Here is a 24,231-nt window from a genome sequence, read left to right as displayed (position 1 = left end):
GCGAGTAGCGAATAGCGAATGGTGACCCACCCGCTACTCGCCATTCCCTATTCGCGTAATTACTCGATGATGGCGGCGACGACGCCGGCACCGACGGTGCGGCCACCTTCGCGGATCGCGAAGCGCAGCTTTTCTTCCATCGCGATCGGCACGATCAGGTGCACTTCCATCGCGATGTTGTCGCCCGGCATCACCATCTCGGTGCCTTCCGGCAGGTGCACGACACCGGTCACGTCGGTGGTGCGGAAGTAGAACTGCGGACGGTAGTTGGTGAAGAACGGGGTGTGGCGACCGCCCTCTTCCTTGGTGAGGATGTAGGCCTCAGCCTTGAACTTGGTGTGCGGCTTGACCGAACCGGGCTTGCACAGCACCTGGCCACGCTCGACTTCCTCGCGCTTGGTGCCGCGGAGCAGCGCACCGATGTTGTCGCCGGCCTGGCCCTGATCGAGCAGCTTGCGGAACATTTCGACGCCGGTGACGATGGTCTTCTGGGTGTCGCGGATACCGACGATTTCGATTTCCTCGCCGACCTTGATCACGCCGCGCTCGACACGGCCGGTGACGACGGTGCCGCGGCCCGAGATCGAGAACACGTCTTCAACCGGCATCAGGAACGGCTGGTCGATCGGACGCTCCGGCTGCGGGATGTATTCGTCGACGTTGCGCATCAGCTCGAGGATGGCGTCGTGGCCGAGCTTCTTGTCCTTGTCTTCGAGGGCGGCGAGCGCCGAGCCCTTGATGATCGGAATGTCGTCGCCCGGGAATTCGTACTTCGAGAGCAGTTCGCGAACTTCCATCTCGACGAGCTCGAGCAGCTCCGGATCGTCGACCATGTCGCACTTGTTGAGGAACACGACGAGCGCCGGCACGCCGACCTGGCGGGCGAGCAGGATGTGCTCGCGGGTCTGCGGCATCGGGCCGTCGGCAGCCGACACGACCAGGATCGCGCCGTCCATCTGGGCAGCGCCGGTGATCATGTTCTTGACGTAGTCGGCGTGGCCGGGGCAGTCGACGTGGGCGTAGTGGCGGTTCTGCGTCTCGTACTCGACGTGAGCGGTCGAGATCGTGATGCCGCGGGCCTTCTCTTCCGGCGCCTTGTCGATCTGGTCGTAGGCGGTGAACGTCGCGCCGCCGGTTTCTGCGAGCACCTTGGTGATCGCTGCGGTCAGCGAGGTCTTGCCATGGTCGACGTGACCGATGGTGCCGATGTTGCAGTGGGGCTTGTTACGTTCGAATTTAGCTTTGGCCATTTGACTCTCCGTTCAATCGTTGACTGCCGTCAACGACAATCAGGCAAACTTCTTCTGGACTTCAGCCGACACGTTCGCCGGAGCTTCGGCGTAGTGATCGAACTGCATGGTGAAGGTCGCGCGACCCTGGCTCATCGAGCGCAGGTTGTTCACGTAACCGAACATGTTCATGAGCGGCACCATCGCGTTGATGACGTTGGCGTTGCCGCGCATGTCTTGGCCCTGGATCTGGCCGCGCCGGGAATTCAGGTCGCCGATGACCGAACCGGTGTAGTCTTCCGGGGTCACCACCTCGACCTTCATGATCGGCTCGAGCAGAACGGACTTGCCCTTCGTCAGCGCCTCGCGGAACGCGGCCCGCGATGCGATTTCGAACGCCAGCGCCGACGAGTCGACGTCGTGGTACTTGCCGTCGACCAGCTGCACCTTGACGTCCACCACCGGGAAGCCGGCCACGACGCCGGAGCCCATCACGCTGTTGAGGCCCTTTTCGACGCCGGGGATGTATTCCTTCGGCACCGCGCCGCCGACGATCTTCGATTCGAACTCATAGCCCTTGCCGGGCTCGTTCGGCTCGACGACGATCGACACTTCGGCGAACTGACCGGTACCACCGGTCTGCTTCTTGTGCGTGTACTTGACTTCGGCCTTCTTGGTCACCCGCTCGCGGAACGCCACCTGCGGCGCGCCGATGTTGGCGTCGACCTTGTAGGTCCGCTTCAGGATGTCGACCTTGATGTCGAGATGGAGTTCGCCCATGCCCTTGAGGATGGTCTGGCCGGACTCCTGGTCGGTCGACACGCGGAACGACGGATCTTCCGCCGCCAGCTTGGCCAGCGCGACGCCGAGCTTTTCCTGGTCGGCCTTCGACTTCGGCTCGATCGCGATTTCGATCACCGGCTCCGGGAATTCCATCTTCTCGAGGATCACCGGCTTGTCGGGATCGCACAGCGTGTCACCGGTGCGCGCTTCCTTCAGGCCCGCCAGCGCGACGATGTCGCCGGCATAGGCTTCCTTGATGTCTTCGCGGTTGTTCGCATGCATCAGCAGCATGCGGCCGATGCGCTCTTTCTTCTCGCGGGTCGAGTTCACGACGCCGGTGCCGGACTGCAGCACGCCGGAATAGATGCGGCAGAAGGTGATGGTGCCGACGAACGGATCGTCCATGATCTTGAACGCCAGCAGCGCGAGCGGCTCCTTGTCGTCCGCCTTGCGCACGACCTCGTTGCCGTCCTCATCGGTGCCCTTGATCGCGGGCACGTCGATCGGCGACGGCAGGTAGTCGACGACGGCGTCGAGCAGCGGCTGCACGCCCTTGTTCTTGAACGCGGAGCCGCACAGCACCGGATAGAACGCGCCGGTCAGCACGGCCTTGCGGATCAGGCGCTTCAGGGTCGCCTCGTCCGGCTCCTTGCCGTCGAGATAGGCGGCCATGGCATCGTCGTCGAGCTCGACGGCGGCTTCCACCATCTTCTCGCGATATTCCTTGGCCTGCTCGACCAGGTCTTCCGGGATGTCGACATAGTCGAACTTGGCGCCGAGCGATTCATCGTTCCAGATCACGCCCTTCATCTTCACGAGGTCGACGAGACCCTTGAAGTTGTTTTCGGCGCCGATCGGCAGCTGGATCGCGATCGGCTTGGCGCCGAGGCGGTCGACGATGTCGGACAGGCACTTGAAGAAGTCGGCACCGGTCTTGTCCATCTTGTTGGCGAAGACGATGCGCGGAACCTTGTACTTGTCGCCCTGGCGCCAGACGGTCTCTGTCTGCGGCTCGACGCCCTGGTTGGAGTCGAGCACGCAAACGGCGCCATCGAGCACGCGCAGCGAACGCTCGACTTCGATGGTGAAGTCGACGTGGCCGGGGGTGTCGATGATGTTCAGGCGCTTGCCGTTCCAGAACGCGGTGGTCGCAGCCGAGGTGATCGTGATGCCACGCTCCTGCTCCTGCTCCATCCAGTCCATCGTCGCGGCACCTTCGTGCACTTCGCCGATCTTGTGGCTCTTGCCGGTGTAATACAGGATGCGCTCGGTGGTCGTGGTCTTGCCGGCGTCGATATGCGCCATGATACCGAAGTTTCGGTAGTCCTCGATGGCATGTTGGCGGGGCATGAGACTGTTCCTTAAATTCCGTTGTTCGCCTTACCAGCGATAGTGCGAGAAGGCGCGGTTGGCTTCCGCCATCCGGTGCACGTCTTCGCGCTTCTTGACGGCGTTGCCGCGGTTGTTCGACGCGTCGAGCAATTCCGCCGACAGGCGCTCCGTCATGGTCTTCTCGTTGCGCTCGCGCGCGGCCGAGATCAGCCAGCGGATGCCGAGCGCCTGACGGCGCACCGAACGGACTTCGACCGGCACCTGGTAGGTCGCGCCGCCGACGCGGCGGGAGCGAACCTCGATGGTCGGCATCACGTTCTCGAGCGCCTGCTCGAACACGCCGAGCGGCGGCTGCTTGGTCTTGGCCTCGATCATGCCGAGCGCACCGTAGACGATGTTTTCGGCGACCGACTTCTTCCCGGCGTACATCACCGAGTTCATGAACTTCGTAATGATGATGTTCCCGAACTTCGGATCCGGAAGAACTTCACGCTTCTCAGCAGAATGGCGACGCGACATCTGATCGTTTCCCGCTTACTTCGGACGCTTTGCGCCGTACTTCGAACGACGCTGCTTACGGTTCTTGACGCCCTGGGTATCCAGCACGCCGCGAAGGATGTGGTAGCGCACGCCGGGCAAGTCCTTGACGCGGCCGCCGCGGATCATGACCACCGAATGCTCCTGAAGGTTATGGCCTTCACCCGGGATGTAGCCGATCACCTCGAAGCCGTTGGTCAGGCGCACCTTGGCGACCTTACGAAGCGCCGAGTTCGGCTTCTTCGGGGTCGTGGTGTAGACGCGCGTGCACACGCCGCGCTTCTGCGGCGACTGCTGCAGCGCCGGCACCTTCTTACGCGACTTCTGCACTTCACGCGGATTTGCGATCAGCTGGTTGATCGTCGGCATGTAGCCTTCACCCTTTAGTTCGCGCGAAGCCTTGAATGGCTCCGCCAATTCTTCTCGGGAAAAGCCGTCCCGTACGGCCCGCTCGACGCGAATCAAATACCCGCGCAAAGCGAAATCGCGCCAACCACTCATCGCTGAGCGGAAAGCGCTTCGACGCCACAGAGGACCGCGATTCCGGACCGTTCAGCGTTCGCTGTTCGGTCCGCCACCGAGGTCATGCATCCGAATTAACTCTCAAGAGACCTGCTCAAGAGAACCAAAATCGTCCTGGCATTGCCTAGCTATCATCGACAGCGTTTGAGCGGCATTCGTCGAGGTTGGTGCCCGTCCGGCGCCTGAAAAAGGGCCTTCGGGTGTTCCGTTCCGACGCTGGCGTAGCTCACCGCCTGTCGTTAAGTGGGCGCCTTGTATAATCGAGAGATAGTGAAGTCAAGTAAAACGACAAGCAAAGAAACGCCTCTGGCAGTTGCGTATTTCGCATTTCGCCGGCGCCGGACCCACGTCGGATTATGACAGCCTCCGCGCCTCGCCCGACTCGATGGTGCCCCGGCGGAATCATATTATACCCGGGTAAAATATGAATAGAAACAACTCTCCCCAACTTAGACCCGAAGGCAAAGCTCGGAACTAAGCCTTTATTTGCCAATCGCAGCGCAAAAATTGCGGTCTACGGCCACGGAATCTCTCATGCGGTATACCGACATCGCGATCATCGGCGGAGGTCTTGCGGGCTCGACCGCAGCCGCCATGCTCGGCCGTGCCGGGATACCGAGCATCCTGATCGACCCTCATCAGGTCTATCCGTTCGATTTCCGCGTCGAAAAGATCGGCGGCGACCTCCAGCTCGCGCGATTCGCCAGCACCGGCCTCGCCGAATCCGTGCTCCGTTCGGCGACGCTGGACGGCGAGAACTGGATCGCGCGATTCGGCCGTCTGCTCGACCGGCAGCCGAGCCGGCAATACGGCATCATGTACGACGCGCTGATTGGCGCGGTTCGGAATGAAATCGCGGGATCGGCCGAATTCGTCTGCGACAAGGTCGTCAATGTCGCGACCAGTTTCGAGCGGCAGCGGATCGTGCTCGCCAGCGGCGAGGAGATCTCGGCCCGCCTCGTCGTGCTCGCCAACGGCCTCAATGTCGGGCTGCGCCGGATGCTCGGCATCGAGCGGCTGGTCACCAGCGCCTGTCATTCGATCTCGATCGGTTTCGACTTCGTGCCGGTGGGCCGTCCCGCCTTCCCGTTCCCGGCCATGACCTATTTCTCGGAGCGCCCGAGCGACCGGATTCCCTACATCACGCTGTTTCCGATCGGAAACCGGATGCGCGCCAACCTCTTCACCTACCGCCAGGCCGACGATCCCTGGCTGCGGGCGATCCGGCGTAGTCCGGTCGAGACGCTGAACGCCGCGCTGCCGCGGCTGCGCCGGCTCACCGGCGAATTCGAGGTCGCGGGCGACATCAAGGTCAGGCCGGCCGACATCTATGTCAGCACCGGCTATCGGCAGGCCGGCGTCGTGCTGGTCGGCGATGCCTTCGCCAGCACCTGCCCGGTCACCGGCACCGGGACCGACAAGGTGTTCACGGACGTCGCCCAGCTCTGCAACGTGCACATCCCGGCCTGGCTTGCGACCGACGGCATGGGCGAGGACAAGATCACCGCGTTCTACGACGACCCGGTCAAGACGGCCTGCGATGCCTGGTCGAACGCCAAGGCCTTCGACTTCCGCCGGGTCTCGATCGACAGCGGGCCATACTGGCAGGCGCAGCGCTGGGCGCGCTTTTTCAGCTATCTCGGCCGCGGCACGCTGCGCCGGCTGCGCAATCCGTCGGCGGCGCCGTCGGCGACCCGGCCGGCTGGTCATTTCAGGCAGCGTCCACAGGCCGCGGACAGGGCTTGAGGCTCGGATCAGCGGACGCCGCGTCCGGGCATCAGCCGCGCGGCGGCGTCACGCCTCCTCGCCTTCATCCTCCTCATCATCATCTTCATCGTCCGCGTCGTCGTCATCATCATCCGCGTCGTGGTTGAGGTGCCCCTGGTCGTCCCACAGCTTGCGGTAGACGCCGTTCCGGGCCAGCAGTTCCTCGTGCGAGCCGCGTTCGATCGCCCGGCCGCCTGAGATCACGATGATCTCGTCCATCTCGACCACCGAGGTCAGGCGGTGGGTCGACCAGATCATGGTGCGGCCTCGGGCGACCTTCAGCAACGTACGGTTGATCGCCGCTTCCGTGGTCTGGTCGAGCGCCGAGGTCGCCTCGTCGAGCAGCAACACGGACGGATTGCGGATCAGCGCGCGCGCGATCGCGATGCGCTGGCGCTGCCCGCCCGACAGGGTATCGCCGCGCTCGCCGACCGGCGTGTCGTAACGCTGCGGCAAGCTCATGATGTAGCGATGGATCTCGGCCTTCCTCGCGGCGTCCTCGACCTCCGCGTCGGTCGCGCCTTCCTTGCCGAGCCGGATGTTCTCGCGGATCGACATGTTGAACAGCATGTTCTCCTGAAACACGACCGCCATGTTCGCCCGCAGCGACTCGCGCGTCACCCGGCGGATGTCGACGCCGTCGATCGCGACCCGGCCCTCGTCGGGCACGTAGAGCCGCAGGATCAGATTGATCAGCGTGCTCTTGCCGGAGCCGCTGGGGCCGACGATGGCGATGCTCTTGCCGGCATTGAGCTTGAGGCTGAGATTGTCGAGCACCGGCGTCTGCGCCCCCTCATACTGGAAGGTGACGCGGTCGAACGAGATGTCGTGGGTGATGCGCGGCAGATCCGGCGCACCGGGACGGTCGGCGCCACGGGTCGGCTCGTCCAGCAACTCCTGGATGTGCCGCACCGCCGCCGCCGACTGGATCGACACCGGGATGAAGTGCATCAGATGGGCGATGTTGTATGACACTTCCCAGAATGCGCTCTCGAAGGTCACGAAGGTGCCGACCGTGATCTGGCCCTTGGTGGCGAGATAGGCGCCGATCGCCAGCACCACGAGGTGCAACAACAGCACCGAGATGGTGACGGTTCGCTCCACCATGGTCGACAGGAACATCGCCGACGCGGCCTTGGCGCGGACATCGCGGTTGCGCAACGTGAACCAGCCGAGCGCCCGGCGCTGCAAATTGAACGCCTTCACCACCGCTTGCGCTGCGACGTTCTCCTGCACCGTTCCGAGCAGCGCGGCCTCATTCTGCTTCTGCTCGTAATTGGCCTGCACCGCCTTCGGCGTCAGGATGCGCGGCCCGATCAGCGTGATCGGAAACACCAGCAGAGCGACCGCGGCGAGCTGCCAGTTCAGGAACAGCATCAGGATGATGCCAGCGATCAACTCGAGGAACGGCAACGCCGCGCTGTTGGCGAAGGTCTTGACCGAGCCTTCGAAGGCCGACAGATCGATCGAGAAGCGCGACAGGATCTCGCCGCGCTTGGTGCGCGCGAAATAAGCCGACGGCAGGTTCTGGACATGCTCGAAGATGCGCGTCCGGACGTCGGCGATGATGCCCGCGGCGAGCCGCGCATCCCAGCGCTCGTACCAGACCGCGATGATCGAGGTGATGATCCCGGCGACCGCGAGCACGCCGAGGATCTTGTAGAGCGCCTGGAAGTCCTCCTCGCCGAGCGCGTCGTCGATCAGGAACTTCAGGCTGAGCGGCATGATGACGTTGAACAACGTCTCGACCAGCACGCCGAAGCTGACGAAGGCGAATGGCTTGCGGTAGTTGGCGAGCAGCGGCCGAACGAAGCCGAAGATCGTGGAGAGCGCGCCGGCGGCTTCCTTGGCGGTGAAGACGACGAGATCCTCGTCGTCATCATCGTCATCGAGCTCGTCGTCCTCGTCCTCCTCCTCGTCGTCGGCCTCGTCAGCCGGCGCCGCGGCGGGCTTCGCGGTGCCTGCCGGCACGGGCGGACCGGACGCGGCGACGGGCTTCTTCTTCAGCTCGGGATCGTCGGCATCGGACCGGCTCGGATCGTCTGATGCAGGAGGTCTTGGCGCCATGAAACCAACCGATGCTCCACGGCCGGCATGACCGCAAATCGAAACCGCAGCGGCGAGCGCTGCGGCTGCGATCCTAAGCGATCAGGATGAATTCGGCAAAGCGTTTGGGCCGGCCGGCGCGTTGCCGCGGTGGTCCCTGGATCGGACATCGGCGCGACAGTTTGTCGACGCTGGGCCTGCGCCCTGCGCCCGTTGCCGCTAGTCGAGGTCGGCCTCGACCTTGTCGAAGAACGAATAGCGCAGGCTGTCGGAGTCGGTGTACCACTGCCCCGGCCCCTTGTTGGCGGCCAGCGTCAGCGCCCACAGCGCGTCGGTGCAGTCGCGGCGGTGCATCGACAGGTCGAAGCCGTTGCCGAAGAACAATTCCGACCATTCCCACCAGGTGCCGAGCTTCTTCACTCCGCGCAACAGGTCGTAGCGATCGATCACCGCCGGCGCCATGTCCGAGGTCACCGACGCGAAGATCAGGCCGGTCTTGACCACGCGGTTGAGCTCGCGCACCGCGCGCGGGACCTGCTTCTCGCCGAGATGGCACAGCGAGGTCTCGAACACGAAGTCGAACTCGTTGGCCTTGAACGGCATGTCGGCGATCGAGCCGAGCTTGTTGTACTTCTTCAGCGCCTTCGGCGTCTTGCCGTGAATGTAGCGGTTGTTCTCGATACCCCAGGCATCGATGCCGCGGTCGCGCAGCGCGCCGACCAGTTCGCCGCTGGCCGAGCCCGCCACCAGCAGCTTGTAGCCCTTCGCCCTGCCCCAGACCGTCTTGATCAGGTCGGTCAGATAGGCCGGGTCGGTGAAGTTGCGCCAGACTTCGCCGTAGGGGCCGGCACCGCGATAGTTCTCGAAATAGCTGCGGTCGATCTTGTCGGACAGTTCGGCGCCTTGCTGGGCGCGGGCGCGGCGCAGCCGCATCATCTCGGTGACGACGATGTCGGTCGCGGCATCGGAGGAATCGAGCAACCCGTTCAGCGTCGAATCGAACAGATAGTCGCCGACCACCACGATGCCGGGGTGGTCCTTCGGCTCGGGACGGTGATTGGTCATGACGTCGCGCACCGGCAGGCCGCCGGGCAGCGCGTTGACCGACGACAGCCAGCGATGGATCTTGCCCTCGAGGAAGTGCTCGCGGGCATTGCCGAGCGAGGCCGGCAGCGACTTCAGCGCGGCATCGATCAGTTCCTGGTCAGAGAGATTGGCGAAGGCGAGCGCGTCGGAGCCCGCGATCAGCCAGTTCAGCACACCGTGCTTGCCGACGTCGTGGCGCGCGCCCTCATTGTAGACGCAGCAGCCGCCGAACGCTTCCGACATGAACCAGGCGCCCGGGATCTTCTCGCCCCAGAACGGCTCGTCGAACAGCACCGAGACGCGCAGATAGTGCGCCGGGCGATCGAAATAGGCGACGTGCTTGACCATCGACCGGCGCAGCTCCTCGCCGTCCCAGCGCATGGTCGCAAGCCATGAGTGCGGCAGGCAGACCAGGACGAGGTCGAAGTCGCGGGTCTCCGGCCCCTTGCCGTTCATCATGTTGAGCTGGTAGCGGCCGGCCGCGGTCTTGCCGACCTTGAGGACGCGGTGGTTGAGCTGGATGTCGGCATCGACCTCCGAGCGCAGGCAATCGATCAGCTGCTCGTTGCCGTTCTGGATCGAATACAGCCCGATATAGCCGTCGACATCCATCACGTAGTTCTTCAGCGCGTTGAGGCCGTTGGTGTTGTGGCTCTCGGTCGCGAGATCGGAGCGCGCCATCACCTTGAAGAACCGCTTGGCGGTCACGTCCTCGACCTCTTCATCGAGGATCTGCTCGGCGGTCTTGTAGGCCCACGGGTGCTCGTTGTCGTGAGCGCCGACGCCCTCGTAATATTCGATCGGCGACACCAGGTCGCTGCAACGCTTGCGGAACGCCTCGATCGCGGCCGCGGTCTTCGGCCCGTATTTGCGGCGCATGCCGGGGACGTCGGCGAGCAGCTCGCCGTCGAGATGGACCTGCTCGGCGTCCATCGGGATGGTTTGCAGGCCGAAATGCTGGATCAGCTCGCGCAGCGGGTCGGGTCCCGTCATCGAGTAGTCATAGATCTCGGCGACGCCCGCTTCATACATCGCGGGTGCGGTGTCGAATTTGCGCGTGACGATTTTGCCGCCGAGACGGTTCGACGCCTCGAAGATGGTGACGCGGCAGAGGTCGCCGAGTTTACGCTTCAAGTACCAGGCGCTCATCAGCCCCCGGGGCCGCCGCCTACGATAGCCAAGTCGAGCATTATGAATTCCGTCGTCTCCGGCACTGCCGAGCAGCCGGTCTAAGTCACCCTAGCAAAGGCACTTTTTAGCCTGAAGGAAAGATGAACAAACTGCGTCCCTGCACCGCAGCAAGCAAAGAAAGCAGCAAAAAGGCCGGCAGAACGCCGGCCTTCTCGTTGGCTACCGTAGTCTTGCGGATGCCTATTCCGCGGGCGGCAGTGCCAGCGGCTCCGCTTCCGGGGCCGTCGGCACGATCGCCGCCTGCTGCTTCTCGCGCTCGTCGAGGATCAGCTTGTCGCGCTTGACCGCGACTTCGCGGATCCGCGCCATCGAGGCGCCGGTGCCGGCCGGGATCAGGCGGCCGACAATGACGTTCTCCTTGAGGCCTTCGAGCGGGTCGATCTTGCCGTTGACCGCGGCCTCGGTGAGCACGCGCGTGGTCTCCTGGAACGACGCCGCCGAGAAGAACGAGCGGGTCTGCAAGCTCGCCTTGGTGATGCCGAGCAGAACCGGCGTCCCCGTGGCGGGCTTCTTGCCCTCCTCCTTGGCCTTGGTGTTGAGCGCGTCGAACTCGATCTTGTCGACCTGCTCGCCCGAGATCATGTCGGTGTCGCCCTGGTCGGTGACCTCGACCTTCTGCAGCATCTGACGGACAATCACCTCGATGTGCTTGTCGTTGATGAGCACGCCCTGCAACCGGTAGACCTCCTGGATTTCGTTGACCAGATAGGCAGCGAGTTCCTCGATGCCCTTGATCGCCAGGATGTCGTGCGGCGCCGGATTGCCTTCGACGATGAAATCGCCCTTTTCGACGATGTCGCCGTCCTGAAGGTGGATGTGCTTGCCCTTCGGGATCAGGTACTCGCGCGGCTCCTCGGTCTTGTCCATCGGCTCGATCGAGATGCGACGCTTGTTCTTGTAGTCGCGGCCGAAGCGGATCGTGCCCGCGGTCTCCGCGATGATCGCCGCATCCTTCGGCTTGCGAGCCTCGAACAGTTCCGCCACCCGCGGCAGACCGCCGGTGATGTCACGCGTCTTGGCGCTCTCGGTCGAGATACGCGCCAGGATGTCGCCGGGCATCACCTTCGCACCGATGTCGACCGACAGAATGGCGTCGACCGACAGCATGTAGCGGGCATCGCCGCCACGCGCGAGCTTCAGCACCTTGCCGTCCTTGCCCTTGACCACGATGGCCGGACGCAGGTCCGAGCCGCCGCGCGTCGTGCGCCAGTCGATGACCACGCGCTTGGCGATACCGGTCGATTCGTCGAGCGTTTCCGAGATCGACTGGCCTTCGACCAGATCCTCGAAACCGATCGTACCCTCGACTTCGGTGAGCACCGGGCGGGTATAGGGGTCCCACTCGGCGATGCGCTGGCCGCGCTTGACCATGTCGCCTTCGTCGACGTGCATCTTCGAACCGTACTGAATACGGTGGGTGGCACGCTCGGCGCCGTCGGCATCGACGATCGCAACGACCATGTTGCGCACCATCGCGATCAGGCTGCCCTCGCTGTTGCGGGCGATCGCCTTGTTCCGGATCACGATCTTGCCGTCGAAGTTGGATTCGACGAACGACTGCTCGTTGAGCTGCGCGGCGCCGCCGATGTGGAACGTGCGCATCGTCAGCTGCGTGCCGGGCTCACCGATCGACTGCGCCGCGATGACGCCGACGGCCTCACCGTGGTTGACCGGGGTGCCGCGGGCCAGATCGCGGCCGTAGCACTTGGCGCAGATGCCGTTGATCAGCTCGCAGGTCAGTGCGGAGCGGATCTTCACCTCCTGGATGCCGGCCTGCTGGATCGCGTCGACATGGCTCTCCTCCATCAAGGTGTCGCGCTTGATGACGACCTCGTTGGTGGCGGGATCACGCACGTCATCGCAGGCCGTGCGGCCCAAGATACGCGAACCGAGCGAGGCGACCACGGTGCCGGCGTCGACGATGGCGCGCATCTTGATGCCGAGCTTGGTGCCGCAATCGGTCTGCGTGATGATGCAGTCCTGCGCGACGTCGACCAGACGACGGGTCAGGTAGCCCGAGTTCGCGGTCTTCAACGCGGTGTCCGCGAGGCCCTTGCGGGCGCCGTGGGTCGAGTTGAAGTACTCGAGAACCGACAGACCTTCCTTGAAGTTGGAAATGATCGGCGTCTCGATGATCTCGCCCGACGGCTTGGCCATCAGGCCGCGCATGCCGGCGAGCTGGCGCATCTGGGCCGGCGAACCACGCGCACCGGAGTGCGCCATCATGTAGATCGAGTTGATGTCGGCATCCGCGCCCGCCGCCGTCTTCTTGGTGGACGAGATCTCCTTCATCATCGCCTTGGCGACTTCTTCACCGGCCTTCGACCAGGCGTCGACGACCTTGTTGTACTTCTCGCCATGGGTGATCAGGCCGTCATTGTACTGCTGCTCGAAATCCTTCGCCAGCGTACGGGTCTGGTCCACGATCTTCCACTTCGACGCCGGCACGACCATGTCGTCCTTGCCGAACGAGATGCCCGCCTTGAAGGCGTTGTAGAAGCCGAGCGCCATGATGCGGTCGCAGAAGATCACCGTCTCCTTCTGACCGCAGTGACGGTAGACTTGGTCGATCACGCCGGAGATCTCGCGCTTGGTCATCAGCTTGTTGATGATGTCGTACGAGATCTTGGTGCTCTTCGGCAGCAGATTGCCGAGCATGACGCGACCGGCGGTGGTTTCGATCCACCGCTTCGACATCTTGCCTTCCTCGTCCATGCCTTCCCACCGGTACTTGATCTTGGTGTGGAGGTGGATGACCTTCGAATGCAGGGCGTGCTCGAGCTCGGCCATGTCGCCGAAGATCTTGCCCTCGCCGGGCAGGCCTTCGCGCATGATCGAGACGTAGTAGAGGCCGAGCACGATGTCCTGCGACGGCACGATGATCGGCTGGCCGTTCGCCGGATGCAGGATGTTGTTGGTCGACATCATCAGCACGCGCGCTTCCAGCTGCGCTTCGAGCGACAGCGGAACGTGCACGGCCATCTGGTCGCCGTCGAAGTCGGCGTTGAAGGCGGCGCAGACCAGCGGATGCAGCTGGATCGCCTTGCCTTCGATCAGCACCGGCTCGAACGCCTGGATGCCCAGACGATGCAGCGTCGGCGCGCGGTTCAGCAGCACCGGATGCTCGCGGATCACCTCGTCGAGAATATCCCAGACCTCCGGACGCTCCTTCTCGACCAGCTTCTTGGCCTGCTTCACCGTGGTGGAGAGGCCCTTGGCGTCGAGCCGCGAGTAGATGAACGGCTTGAACAGCTCGAGCGCCATCTTCTTCGGCAGGCCGCACTGATGCAGGCGCAGTTCGGGACCGACCACGATCACCGAACGGCCCGAATAGTCGACGCGCTTGCCGAGCAGGTTCTGACGGAACCGGCCCTGCTTGCCCTTCAGCATGTCGGCGAGCGACTTCAGCGGACGCTTGTTGGCACCCGTGATGACGCGGCCACGGCGGCCGTTGTCGAACAGCGCGTCGACGGCCTCCTGCAGCATGCGCTTTTCGTTGCGGATGATGATGTCGGGCGCACGCAGCTCCATCAGCCGCTTCAAGCGGTTGTTGCGGTTGATGACGCGGCGATACAGGTCGTTGAGGTCCGAGGTCGCGAACCGGCCGCCGTCGAGCGGCACCAGCGGACGCAGGTCCGGCGGGATCACCGGCACCACCGTCATGATCATCCATTCCGGCTTGTTGCCGGAGACGCGGAACGCCTCGACGATCTTCAGACGCTTGGCAAGCTTCTTGTGCTTGATGTCGGAGTCGGTCTCCGCCATGTCGGCACGCAAAGTCGCCTCGAGCTTCTCGAGCTCGAGACCCTTCAGCAGCTCGCGGATCGCCTCGGCGCCGATCATGGCGGTGAAGCTGTCCTGGCCGTACTCGTCCTGCGCCTTCAGATACTCGTCTTCCGACAGCAGCTGACGGTCCTTCAGCGCGGTCAGACCCGGCTCCAGCACGACGTAGTACTCGAAGTACAGGATCCGCTCGAGATCCTTCAGCGTCATGTCGAGCAGGAGGCCGATGCGCGACGGCAGCGACTTCAGGAACCAGATGTGGGCGACCGGCGCCGCCAGCTCGATATGGCCCATGCGCTCGCGCCGAACGCGCGACAGCGTCACCTCGACCGAGCACTTCTCGCAGATGATGCCCTTGTACTTCATCCGCTTGTACTTGCCGCACAAGCACTCGTAGTCCTTGATCGGCCCGAAGATGCGGGCGCAGAACAGACCGTCGCGCTCCGGCTTGAAGGTGCGGTAGTTGATGGTCTCGGGCTTCTTGATCTCGCCGTACGACCAGGACAGAATCTTCTCCGGAGACGCGATCGAAATCCGGATCTGGTCGAAGACCTGAGCCGGCGTCGTCGGATTGAAAAGATTCATAATCTCTTGATTCATGGTCTTCTCCTCGCGTGCCGATCGTCACCGGCAGCAAATTCGAAACTTTTAGTCAGCGCGCGCCCCACTCAACGTCCGGGCGGAGCGCGAAGGCCCGGCGCGAGAAACGCGCCGGGCATCGATCACAGCGTTACTCGGCGGCTTCCGACGTCGGCGCCGGTCCCACCTTGGAATTGTGCAGGTCGACGTTGAGGCCGAGCGAGCGCATTTCCTTGACCAGCACGTTGAACGATTCCGGAATGCCGGCCTCGAAGGTGTCGTCGCCGCGCACGATCGCCTCGTACACCTTGGTACGGCCGGCGACGTCGTCCGACTTCACGGTCAGCATCTCCTGCAGCGTGTAGGCGGCGCCGTAGGCTTCCAGCGCCCAGACCTCCATTTCGCCGAAGCGCTGGCCGCCGAACTGCGCCTTGCCGCCCAGCGGCTGCTGGGTGACGAGCGAGTACGGACCGATCGAACGCGCGTGGATCTTGTCGTCCACGAGATGGTGCAGCTTGAGCATGTAGATGTAGCCCATCGTCACCTTGCGATCGAACGCATCGCCGGTACGGCCGTCATAGACGGTCGACTGGCCGGAGGCGTCGAAGCCCGCGAGCTTCAGCATCTCCTCGATGTCGGCTTCCTTGGCGCCGTCGAACACCGGCGTTGCGATCGGCACGCCGTGGCTCAGGTTGCGGCCGAGTTCCAGCAGCTCGTTGTCGTTCAGCGACTTGATGGTTTCATCCTCGCCGTAGATCTTCTTCAGGGTCTCGCGCAGCGGCTTGAGATCCTGCCTCTGATAGTAGGCGTCGATGGTCTGGCCGATGCGCTTGCCGAGGCCGGCGCAGGCCCAACCGAGATGCGTCTCGAGGATCTGGCCGACGTTCATGCGCGAGGGCACGCCGAGCGGGTTGAGCACGATGTCCGCATGGGTACCGTCCTCGAGGAACGGCATGTCCTCGATCGGCACGATCTTCGACACCACGCCCTTGTTGCCGTGACGGCCGGCCATCTTGTCGCCGGGCTGGATCTTGCGCTTCACCGCGACGAAGACCTTGACCATCTTCATCACGCCGGGCGGCAATTCGTCACCACGCTGGAGCTTCTCGACCTTATCGAGGAAGCGCTGCTCGAGGCCCTTCTTCGACTCGTCGTACTGCTTCCGCATGGCCTCGATCTCGGCCATCAGCTTGTCGTTCGGCGAGGCGAACAGCCACCACTGCGACTTCGGATACTCGTCGAGCACCGCGCGGGTGATCTTGGTATCCTTCTTGAAGCCCTTGGGGCCGGCGATGCCCTGGCGGTTCTCCAGCAGCTCGGCGAGGCGGTTGTAGACGTTGCGGTCCAGGATCGCCTGCTCGTCGTCGCGGTCCTTGGCCAGGCGCTCGATCTCTTCCCGCTCGATCGCCAGCGCACGCTCGTCCTTGTCGACGCCGTGGCGGTTGAACACGCGGACTTCCACGATGGTGCCCTGCACGCCCGGAGGCACGCGCAGCGAGGTATCGCGGACGTCGGAGGCCTTCTCGCCGAAGATGGCGCGCAAGAGCTTCTCTTCCGGCGTCATCGGGCTCTCGCCCTTCGGCGTGATCTTGCCGACCAGGATGTCGCCGGCGCGGACTTCCGCACCGATGTAGACGATACCGGCTTCGTCGAGGTTCTTCAGCGCTTCTTCCGAGACGTTCGGAATGTCGCGGGTGATTTCCTCAGGACCGAGCTTGGTGTCGCGGGCCATCACCTCGAACTCCTCGATGTGGATCGAGGTGAAGACGTCGTCCTTCACGATCCGCTCGGAGAGCAGGATCGAGTCTTCGAAGTTGTAGCCGTTCCACGGCATGAACGCGACCAGCACGTTGCGGCCGAGCGCCAGCTCGCCGAGATCGGTCGACGGACCGTCGGCGATGATGTCGCCCTTCTTGACGATGTCGCCGACCTTCACCAGCGGACGCTGGTTGATGCAGGTCGACTGGTTCGAGCGCTGGTACTTCATCAGCCGGTAGATATCGACGCCCGACTTGGTCGGATCGAGATCCTCGGTGGCGCGGATCACGACGCGGGTGGCGTCGATCTGGTCGATCACGCCCGAGCGGCGCGCGGCGATCGCCGCGCCCGAGTCACGGGCGACCACGCCTTCCATGCCGGTGCCGACGAACGGCGCCTCAGCGCGAACCAGCGGCACCGCCTGGCGCTGCATGTTCGAGCCCATCAGCGCGCGGTTGGCGTCGTCGTTCTCGAGGAACGGGATCAGCGCCGCGGCGACCGAAACCAGCTGCTTCGGCGACACGTCCATGTAGTCGACCTTGTCCGGCGTCACCGGCAGCACTTCGCCGGCGTGGCGGCAGACCACCAGATCGTCGGTGAAGCGGCCCTTGGCATCGAGCGGCACGTTGGCCTGCGCGACGCGGTAGCGGCCCTCTTCCATCGCCGACAGATAGACCACCTCGTCGGTGACCCGGCCGTCCTTGATCTTGCGATAGGGCGTCTCGACGAAGCCGTATTTGTTGACGCGCGCGAACGTCGCCAGCGAGTTGATCAGACCGATGTTCGGACCTTCCGGCGTCTCGATCGGGCAGATCCGGCCGTAATGCGTCGGATGCACGTCGCGGACTTCGAAGCCGGCACGCTCGCGGGTCAGACCGCCCGGGCCAAGCGCCGACAGGCGCCGCTTGTGGGTGATCTCCGACAGCGGGTTGGTCTGGTCCATGAACTGCGACAGCTGCGACGAGCCGAAGAACTCGCGCACCGCGGCAGCCGCCGGCTTGGCGTTGATCAGGTCCTGCGGCATCACGGTGTCGATATCGACGCTCGACATGCGCTCCTTGATGGCGCGCTCCATGCGGAGCAGGCCGATCCGGTACTGGTTCTCCATCAGCTCGCCGACCGAACGCACCCGGCGGTTGCCGAGGTGGTCGATGTCGTCGATCTCGCCCTTGCCGTCGCGCAGGTCGACCAGCGTCTTGATGACCGCCAGGATGTCTTCCTTGCGCAGCGTGCGATGGGTGTCGGGCGCATCGAGCTCGAGGCGCATGTTCATCTTGACGCGGCCGACCGCGGAGAGGTCGTAGCGCTCGGCATCGAAGAACAGCGACTGGAACATGGCCTGCGCCGAATCCAGCGTCGGCGGCTCGCCCGGACGCATCACGCGGTAGATGTCGAACAGCGCGTCCTCACGCGTCATGTTCTTGTCGGCCGACAGCGTGTTGCGGATGTAGGCACCGACATTGACGTGGTCGATGTCGAGCAGCGGCAGGTCCTTGTAGCCCTGCTCGTTCAGCACCTTCATCGACTTCTCGGTGATCTCTTCGCCGGCTTCGGCGTAGATCTCACCGGTCTTCGGGTTGACGAGATCCTCGGCGAGATAGTTGCCGACGAGTTCCTCGTCCGACATGCGCAGCGCCTTGAGGCCCTTCTCCTGCATCTGACGTGCGGTGCGCACGGTCAGCTTCTTGCCGGCCTCGAGCACCACCTTGCCGGTGTCGGCGTCGATCAGGTCATTGATCGTCGAGTAGCCGCGGAAGCGGTTGGCGTCGAACGGCACGCGCCAGCCTTCCTTGGTCCGCTTGTAGGCGATCTTCTTGTAGAAGGTCGACAGGATCTGCTCGCCGTCGAGACCGAGCGCGTACATCAGCGAGGTCACGGGGATCTTGCGGCGGCGATCGATACGCGCGAACACGATGTCCTTGGCGTCGAACTCGATGTCGAGCCAGGACCCGCGATACGGAATCACGCGCGCGGCAAACAGCAGCTTGCCGGACGAATGGGTCTTGCCCTTGTCGTGGTCGAAGAACACGCCGGGCGAACGGTGCATCTGCGAGACGATGACGCGCTCGGTGCCGTTGACCACGAAGGTGCCGTTCATCGTCATGAGCGGGATATCGCCCATGTAGACGTCCTGCTCCTTGATGTCCTTCACCGACTTGGCGCCGGTTTCCTCGTCGATATCGAACACGATCAGGCGCAGCGTCACCTTGAGCGGCGCAGCGAAGGTCATGCCGCGCTGGCGGCACTCGTCGACGTCATATTTCGGCTGTTCGAACTCGTAGCGGACGAACTCGAGCATCGAGGTGCCGGAGAAGTCCGAGATCGGAAACACCGAGCGGAACACCGCCTGCAGGCCCTCGTCGAGGCGGCCGCCGGCCGGCTCGTCGACCATCAGGAACTGGTCATAGGACGCCTTCTGAACCTCGATGAGGTTCGGCATCTCGGCGACTTCCTTGATGTGACCGAAAAACTTGCGTACGCGTTTGCGACCGGTGAATGTCTGCTGCGCCATCGTGGCCTCTCATTTTCGTCGCCTTTGTCTGGCGAACCTTCCGGGACGCGACTGCCATCGGCCCCGGGTTGAATTTCGAATCGTCCCGAAGGAACGAAGCCAGCGCTCAGGAATTAAATCCCAGTCCCGGCTTCCATTGCCTTCAAAACGCAAAACGACGCGCGGGGCGCATCACTGCACCCGCTCGTCCAAACGCTCCGCTTCACGGACTGAAAAAGCCCGAAATCTGACTGTCTCCCAACGGCCTAGCCCGAGGACCCTGCCGTCCCCGCCACCGACCGTGTTTTTCCGCTGCCAATCCCATATGGGTAGGCAATAATGGAGATTCGAGGGTTAAGTCCACGGATCCCCACACTTTCTTGTGTCCGACGCGCCACGCGACAACCTGTCGCACGCCGTTTGCATGGCCCGGGAGCGCCCTGCGGCGCTCCCGGATCGCGCATTACTTGAGCTCGACCTTGGCGCCAGCCTTCTCAAGCTGAGCCTTGATCTTGTCGGCTTCGTCCTTGTTGACGCCTTCCTTGACCGGCTTCGGAGCACCTTCGACGAGGTCCTTGGCTTCCTTCAGGCCCAGGCCGGTGATGGCGCGGACTTCCTTGATGACCTCGATCTTCTTGTCGCCGGCGGCAGCCAGCACGACGGTGAAGTCGGTCTTCTCTTCAGCCGGAGCAGCGGCACCGCCGCCAGCAGCCGGGCCGGCCACCGCAACGGCGGCAGCGGCGGAGACGCCCCACTTTTCTTCGAGGAGCTTGGCGAGTTCGGCGGCTTCGAGCACGGTGAGGCTCGAGAGGTCGTCGACGATTTTCTGCAAGTCAGCCATTGATCTGTTTCCTTAAACGTTTGGTTCGAACCAGGTTTGAGATTAGCGAAGGGTCAGGCCGCTTCGCCCTTTGAGGCATGAGCCTGGATGACGCGCGCGAGCTTGGCCGCGGGCGCGTTCGAGAGCTGAGCAAGCTTGGTCGCCGGCGCCACGATGAGGCCAACGATCTTGCCGCGCAGTTCGTCGAGCGACGGCAGTGAGGCGAGCGCCTTCACGCTGTCGACATTCAGGACGGTTTTACCCATCGAGCCGCCAAGGATGACGAACTTCTCGTTCGCCTTGGCGAATTCGACGGCAACCTTTGGCGCCGCAACCGGATCGTCCGAAGTAGCGATCACGGTCGGCCCCTTCAGCAGGGAGCCGATGGCAGCGACGTCAGTGCCTTCAAGAGCAATTTTGGCGAGACGGTTCTTCGAGACCTTCACCGACGCGCCCGCCTGCTTCATCTGCATGCGCAGCTTCTGCATCTGGGCCACGGTGAGGCCGGAATAGTGAGCAACGATCGCAACCGACGTGGCCTTGAAGACCCCGTTAAGTTGTTCGACCGACTCCTTTTTTGCCGCTCGTTCCACAGCAAGCTCTTTCCGGTTGGCGGCCTTTCCGCGAAGGCAGGACCGCCGGGTTGCACCCATCGTCCCGCCCTAAACCTGATCCGCAGGGGCGCTAAGACCCTTCGGACATGCCGGGCAAGACGACATCTAGTAGCCTGCCCTCCCAGAGCCTTGCGGCCATGGGCTGTCGAGGTTCGAACCAAACCAGCCTTCCAGCCGCGACCATGCCGCGACCTGAAGTGCAAAATCCGGTCTTCACCCGTCTATGCAGGCCATGCGATTAAGCCGTTGAAAACACGAAGTTCTCGCGGGCGCCTGCAGTCTTGGACAGGATCAAGGCACTTCAGCACGCTGAAGGCCCCTGCTCTCACTCCATCAGAGGCGACGGGTCTCCTTCCTTTCGAGCATCCTTGCGGCATGCGGAAAGGAATGATCTCCTATCATCTCAGGTTTTCGGAATGCGAGCACGGACATGCCAGCAAGTGCCAGCACGCCCGGAAGGCGCTATGTAGCCGGTCCTGCCCGGCTTGCCAAGAGCAAATATTGGACCAGTTCCGACAGAGGTGTGCGGAACTTGGTCATGCCTTCGAGGTCGGCCTCTCAGGCGCCCTTGACCGCATAGGGCAACGGCCGGCCGGCAAAGAACGCGTCGAGATTGGCCAGCACGCAGTCCTGCATCGCGACATGCGATTCCAGGGTATGGCCGCCGAGATGCGGCGACAGCACCACGTTCGGCAACGCGGTCAGCGCATCCGGCGCATGAGGCTCCCTGGCGAACACGTCGAGGCCGGCGCCGGCGATGGTCCCATCGGTCAGCGCCGCGACCAGCGCCGCCTCGTCGATGACGGAGCCGCGCGAGATGTTGACGACAATGCCGTCGCTGCCGAGCCGGCGCAGGATGTCGGCATTGACCACGCGCTCGGTCTCCGCACCGGCGCGCACGGCGACCATCAGCACGCTGCACCAGTCGCTGAGCGCCTCAAGGGTCGGAAAATACTGGTAGGGCACGTCGTGCCTCGAGCGGCTGAAATAGCCGACCTCGGTCTCGAAGCCGGCGACGCGGCTTGCGATCTTGCGGCCGATCTCGCCCATGCCGTAGACGCCGACCTTGCGGCCGAGCATGCCGGCCTGCGGCCGCATCATCGGCGACGGCTTGGCGCCGGCCCAGTCGCCGCTCCGGACATAATTGTCGGCCACCAGCAGACGGCGCACCGACGCCAGCATCAGGGTCAGCGCCGTGTCGGCAACCGACGCCGCATTCGCCCCCGGGCTGTGGCCAACCGCGATCCCGCGCCTGGCGGCCGCAGCGAGATCGACGCCATCATAGCCGGTGCCGTAGCAGATGATCGCGCCGAGCTTCGGCAGCAGGTCCATCGCGTCGCCCCGGAGCGGCGTGCCGCCAGCGGTGATCATGGCGCGGATACCCGCGAGTTCCGCGGCCGGAAATGCTTCGTCCAGCCGCTTGCCAGCGGCGTTCAGCAGCTCGAAGCGCTCGCCGAAGCGGATCAGCTGGGCCTTGGGAAAACGCGAATAGACCAGAACCTTATCGGGCATTGTTATTGTTTCCTGCGAGAGGCTTCAGATCTTGTCTTGGCGCGCTTTCTTCATGCGAAACGGAAGTAGCTTCGCTCGAAAACGCTTTGGCAAAACAAAGGGCGGAATCGGTTGCCCGATCCCGCCCTCTCTATCTCGTTACGGCCAGAGATCTCAGCCGAGGATCGTGCCCGGCTCGACCTTCACGCCCGGGCCCATGGTAGAGGACACCGCCACGCGCTGGATGTAGGTGCCCTTGGAACCCGCGGGCTTCGCCTTGGAGACCGCGTCGGCGAGCGCCTTAACGTTCTCGACCAGCTTGTCCTCGGAGAACGAGGCCTTGCCGATGCCGGCCTGCACGATGCCGGCCTTCTCGACGCGGAACTCGACCGAACCGCCCTTGGCACCCTTCACGGCGTTGGTGACGTCCATGGTCACGGTGCCGATCTTCGGGTTCGGCATCATGCCGCGCGGACCGAGCACCTTACCGAGGCGGCCGACCAGCGGCATCATGTCGGGAGTTGCGATACAGCGATCGAAATCGATCGCACCGCCCTGCACCTTCTCGACCAGGTCCTCGGCACCGACGACGTCGGCACCAGCGGCCTTGGCTTCCTCGGCCTTCGCGCCACGCGCGAACACGCCGACGCGCAGCGTGCGGCCGGTGCCGTTCGGCAGGTTGACGACGCCGCGGACCATCTGGTCGGCGTGACGCGGGTCGACGCCGAGATTGATTGCGATCTCGATCGTCTCGTCGAACTTCGACTTGGCGCGCTCCTTGACCATCTTGATGGCATCCGCGAGCGGATAGAGCTTTTCGCGGTCGACACCCTCGCGGGCCTTCTGCAAACGCTTTCCGATTGACATGGCCCGTTACCCCGCAACTTCCAGACCCATCGAGCGGGCAGAGCCCTCGACCATCTTCATGGCCGATTCGATGGTGTCGCAATTCAGATCCTTCATCTTCTTCTCGGCGATCTCGCGCACCTGCGCCTTGGTCACCTTGCCGGCCTTGTCGCGGCCCGGCGCCTTCGAGCCGGACTGGATCTTGGCAGCCTGCTTGAGGAAGAAGGACATCGGGGGGGTCTTCATCTCGAAGGTGAACGAACGATCGGCGTAGATCGTGATCACCACCGGAATCGGCGTGTTCTTTTCTTCCTTCTGCGTCTGGGCGTTGAACGCCTTGCAGAATTCCATGATGTTGAGGCCGCGCTGACCAAGCGCGGGACCGATCGGGGGCGAGGGATTCGCCGCACCGGCCGGGACCTGAAGCTTCAGGTATCCGGTCACTTTCTTTGCCATTTAGTACTCCTGTTGTGCCGGCGATGCCGGCGGTTTCAGGTTCCGTGGTTCGGTTGAAGGGGCTGGCGACCGCCTCCTCCCTCCCACGGCCTTTGCTTGACGCGAGGCGTATACCTCACGCCGTCCGGTCAGACCACCTTTTCGACCTGACCGAATTCCAGTTCCACCGGGGTCGCGCGGCCGAAGATCGACACCGCGACCTTCACGCGCGAGCGCGCCTCGTCGATTTCTTCCACCACGCCGGAGAACGAGGCGAACGGGCCATCGGCCACGCGCACGTTCTCGCCGATTTCGAACGACACCGACGCCTTCGGACGCTCCACGCCCTCCTGCACCTGGTGCAGGATCCGCATCGCCTCGGCTTCCGAGATCGGCATCGGCTTGTTTTCCGCACCGAGGAAGCCAGTGACCTTCGGGGTGTTCTTGATCAGATGGAACGCCTCGTCGGTCAGCTTCATCTTCACCAGCACATAGCCCGGGAAGAACTTGCGCTCGGCGTCGATCTTGCGGCCGCGGCGCACCTCGGTGACCTTCTCGGTCGGCACCAGGATCTGCTCGAACAGATCTTCCAGCCCGCGCTGCTTGGCCTGTTCACGGATCGATTCCTGAACCTTCTTCTCGAAGTTGGAATAGGCGTGAACGATGTACCAGCGCTTGTCCATCAATTGAGTTCCAGTGCTCATCAGTGGATGCCCAGTATCAGGGTGATGAGATAGCGGATGATCTGATCCGCGGCGAAGAAGAAGATCGAGGCCAGCGCCACCATCACGAACACCATGATGGTGGTGATGGTCGTCTCGCGGCGCGTCGGCCAGGTGACCTTGGCGGTCTCCGAGCGTACTTCCTTCAGGAATTTGAACGGGCTGAAAGCCATCGTGAGATCCGCGTCCGTCTCCGGAC

15 protein-coding genes and 1 pseudogene are annotated in these 24,231 nt (G+C 63.6%); 1 reads left to right on the top strand and 15 read right to left on the bottom strand.

Translation table 11 applies throughout. The features are described from left to right. Window positions 1–59: 59 nt before the first annotated feature. Genes tuf through rpsL form a run of 4 tightly spaced genes read right to left on the bottom strand, consistent with a single transcriptional unit; the run spans window position 60 to window position 4,250 of the window. On the bottom strand, window positions 60–1,250 hold the full coding sequence (tuf, locus tag CWS35_RS20580) for an elongation factor Tu (protein ID WP_021081658.1): 1,191 nt from the start codon (window positions 1,248–1,250) through the stop codon (window positions 60–62). Window positions 1,251–1,289: 39 nt separating this feature from the next. After that, window positions 1,290–3,362 carry an elongation factor G gene (fusA, locus tag CWS35_RS20575; RefSeq protein ID WP_024578570.1) on the bottom strand — a complete coding sequence of 691 codons (2,073 nt, stop codon included), beginning with the start codon at window positions 3,360–3,362 and terminating at the stop codon, window positions 1,290–1,292. 30 nt (window positions 3,363–3,392) lie between these two features. Continuing rightward, complete coding sequence (gene rpsG, locus CWS35_RS20570; protein WP_021081660.1) at window positions 3,393–3,863, bottom strand: 30S ribosomal protein S7; 471 nt, start codon at window positions 3,861–3,863, stop codon at window positions 3,393–3,395. 15 nt (window positions 3,864–3,878) lie between these two features. After that, window positions 3,879–4,250, bottom strand: a complete 372-nt coding sequence (rpsL, locus tag CWS35_RS20565) for a 30S ribosomal protein S12 (protein ID WP_006611834.1) — start codon at window positions 4,248–4,250, stop codon at window positions 3,879–3,881. A 687-nt stretch (window positions 4,251–4,937) separates the two neighbouring features. On the opposite strand from rpsL, the gene CWS35_RS20560 reads away from it, so the two are divergent. Continuing rightward, window positions 4,938–6,149 (top strand): NAD(P)/FAD-dependent oxidoreductase, encoded by a 1,212-nt coding sequence (locus CWS35_RS20560; protein WP_100953438.1) that lies wholly within the window; start codon window positions 4,938–4,940, stop codon window positions 6,147–6,149. A 48-nt stretch (window positions 6,150–6,197) separates the two neighbouring features. On the opposite strand, the gene CWS35_RS20555 is transcribed toward CWS35_RS20560, so the two are convergent. From CWS35_RS20555 to secE, 11 genes and pseudogenes are all read right to left on the bottom strand, one after another. Next, the gene (locus CWS35_RS20555) at window positions 6,198–8,237 is read right to left on the bottom strand and encodes an ABC transporter ATP-binding protein (RefSeq protein WP_100953436.1); all 2,040 of its coding nucleotides are present in this window, start codon (window positions 8,235–8,237) and stop codon (window positions 6,198–6,200) included. Window positions 8,238–8,435: 198 nt separating this feature from the next. Further along, window positions 8,436–10,492, bottom strand: a pseudogene (locus CWS35_RS20550) (FAD-dependent oxidoreductase). A 181-nt stretch (window positions 10,493–10,673) separates the two neighbouring features. Continuing rightward, window positions 10,674–14,876, bottom strand: coding sequence for a DNA-directed RNA polymerase subunit beta' (gene rpoC / locus CWS35_RS20545; RefSeq protein ID WP_100953432.1), 4,203 nt, complete (start codon window positions 14,874–14,876; stop codon window positions 10,674–10,676). Between the two features lie 130 nt (window positions 14,877–15,006). Further along, entirely contained in the window at window positions 15,007–19,125 is a 4,119-nt protein-coding gene (gene rpoB / locus CWS35_RS20540) for a DNA-directed RNA polymerase subunit beta (RefSeq protein WP_024578565.1), read from the bottom strand. 442 nt (window positions 19,126–19,567) lie between these two features. Then, complete coding sequence (gene rplL, locus CWS35_RS20535; protein ID WP_024578564.1) at window positions 19,568–19,945, bottom strand: 50S ribosomal protein L7/L12; 378 nt, start codon at window positions 19,943–19,945, stop codon at window positions 19,568–19,570. A 53-nt stretch (window positions 19,946–19,998) separates the two neighbouring features. Beyond that, window positions 19,999–20,517: a 50S ribosomal protein L10 gene (rplJ, locus tag CWS35_RS20530; RefSeq protein ID WP_024578563.1), complete on the bottom strand. Its 519-nt coding sequence runs from the start codon at window positions 20,515–20,517 to the stop codon at window positions 19,999–20,001. 579 nt (window positions 20,518–21,096) lie between these two features. Next, window positions 21,097–22,050, bottom strand: coding sequence for a 2-hydroxyacid dehydrogenase (locus CWS35_RS20525; RefSeq protein WP_100953430.1), 954 nt, complete (start codon window positions 22,048–22,050; stop codon window positions 21,097–21,099). A gap of 153 nt (window positions 22,051–22,203) precedes the next feature. Further along, window positions 22,204–22,896 (bottom strand): 50S ribosomal protein L1, encoded by a 693-nt coding sequence (gene rplA / locus CWS35_RS20520; RefSeq protein ID WP_024578561.1) that lies wholly within the window; start codon window positions 22,894–22,896, stop codon window positions 22,204–22,206. 6 nt (window positions 22,897–22,902) lie between these two features. Beyond that, window positions 22,903–23,331, bottom strand: coding sequence for a 50S ribosomal protein L11 (gene rplK / locus CWS35_RS20515; RefSeq protein WP_008136439.1), 429 nt, complete (start codon window positions 23,329–23,331; stop codon window positions 22,903–22,905). Window positions 23,332–23,459: 128 nt separating this feature from the next. Further along, window positions 23,460–23,993 (bottom strand): transcription termination/antitermination protein NusG, encoded by a 534-nt coding sequence (nusG, locus tag CWS35_RS20510; protein WP_024578560.1) that lies wholly within the window; start codon window positions 23,991–23,993, stop codon window positions 23,460–23,462. Between the two features lie 20 nt (window positions 23,994–24,013). Beyond that, window positions 24,014–24,205 (bottom strand): preprotein translocase subunit SecE, encoded by a 192-nt coding sequence (gene secE, locus CWS35_RS20505; RefSeq protein ID WP_100953428.1) that lies wholly within the window; start codon window positions 24,203–24,205, stop codon window positions 24,014–24,016. Between the last annotated feature and the right edge of the window lie 26 nt (window positions 24,206–24,231).

It is taken from the genome of Bradyrhizobium sp. SK17, assembly GCF_002831585.1.
Taxonomy (GTDB): Bacteria; Pseudomonadota; Alphaproteobacteria; order Rhizobiales; family Xanthobacteraceae; genus Bradyrhizobium.
Note: the sequence above shows the minus strand (reverse complement) of the source record. Positions and strands in the feature narration are given on the sequence as shown.

Coding starts and splice junctions, on each gene's coding strand:
- rplK (WP_008136439.1), bottom strand. CDS start 23,331: ATGGCAAAGAAAGTGACCGGATACCTGAAGCTTCAGGTCCCGGCCGGT.
- rpoC (WP_100953432.1), bottom strand. CDS start 14,876: ATGAATCAAGAGATTATGAATCTTTTCAATCCGACGACGCCGGCTCAG.
- secE (WP_100953428.1), bottom strand. CDS start 24,205: ATGGCTTTCAGCCCGTTCAAATTCCTGAAGGAAGTACGCTCGGAGACC.
- fusA (WP_024578570.1), bottom strand. CDS start 3,362: ATGCCCCGCCAACATGCCATCGAGGACTACCGAAACTTCGGTATCATG.
- rpsG (WP_021081660.1), bottom strand. CDS start 3,863: ATGTCGCGTCGCCATTCTGCTGAGAAGCGTGAAGTTCTTCCGGATCCG.
- rplA (WP_024578561.1), bottom strand. CDS start 22,896: ATGTCAATCGGAAAGCGTTTGCAGAAGGCCCGCGAGGGTGTCGACCGC.
- tuf (WP_021081658.1), bottom strand. CDS start 1,250: ATGGCCAAAGCTAAATTCGAACGTAACAAGCCCCACTGCAACATCGGC.
- rpoB (WP_024578565.1), bottom strand. CDS start 19,125: ATGGCGCAGCAGACATTCACCGGTCGCAAACGCGTACGCAAGTTTTTC.
- CWS35_RS20560 (WP_100953438.1), top strand. CDS start 4,938: ATGCGGTATACCGACATCGCGATCATCGGCGGAGGTCTTGCGGGCTCG.
- rpsL (WP_006611834.1), bottom strand. CDS start 4,250: ATGCCGACGATCAACCAGCTGATCGCAAATCCGCGTGAAGTGCAGAAG.
- nusG (WP_024578560.1), bottom strand. CDS start 23,993: ATGGACAAGCGCTGGTACATCGTTCACGCCTATTCCAACTTCGAGAAG.
- rplL (WP_024578564.1), bottom strand. CDS start 19,945: ATGGCTGACTTGCAGAAAATCGTCGACGACCTCTCGAGCCTCACCGTG.
- CWS35_RS20555 (WP_100953436.1), bottom strand. CDS start 8,237: ATGGCGCCAAGACCTCCTGCATCAGACGATCCGAGCCGGTCCGATGCC.
- CWS35_RS20525 (WP_100953430.1), bottom strand. CDS start 22,050: ATGCCCGATAAGGTTCTGGTCTATTCGCGTTTTCCCAAGGCCCAGCTG.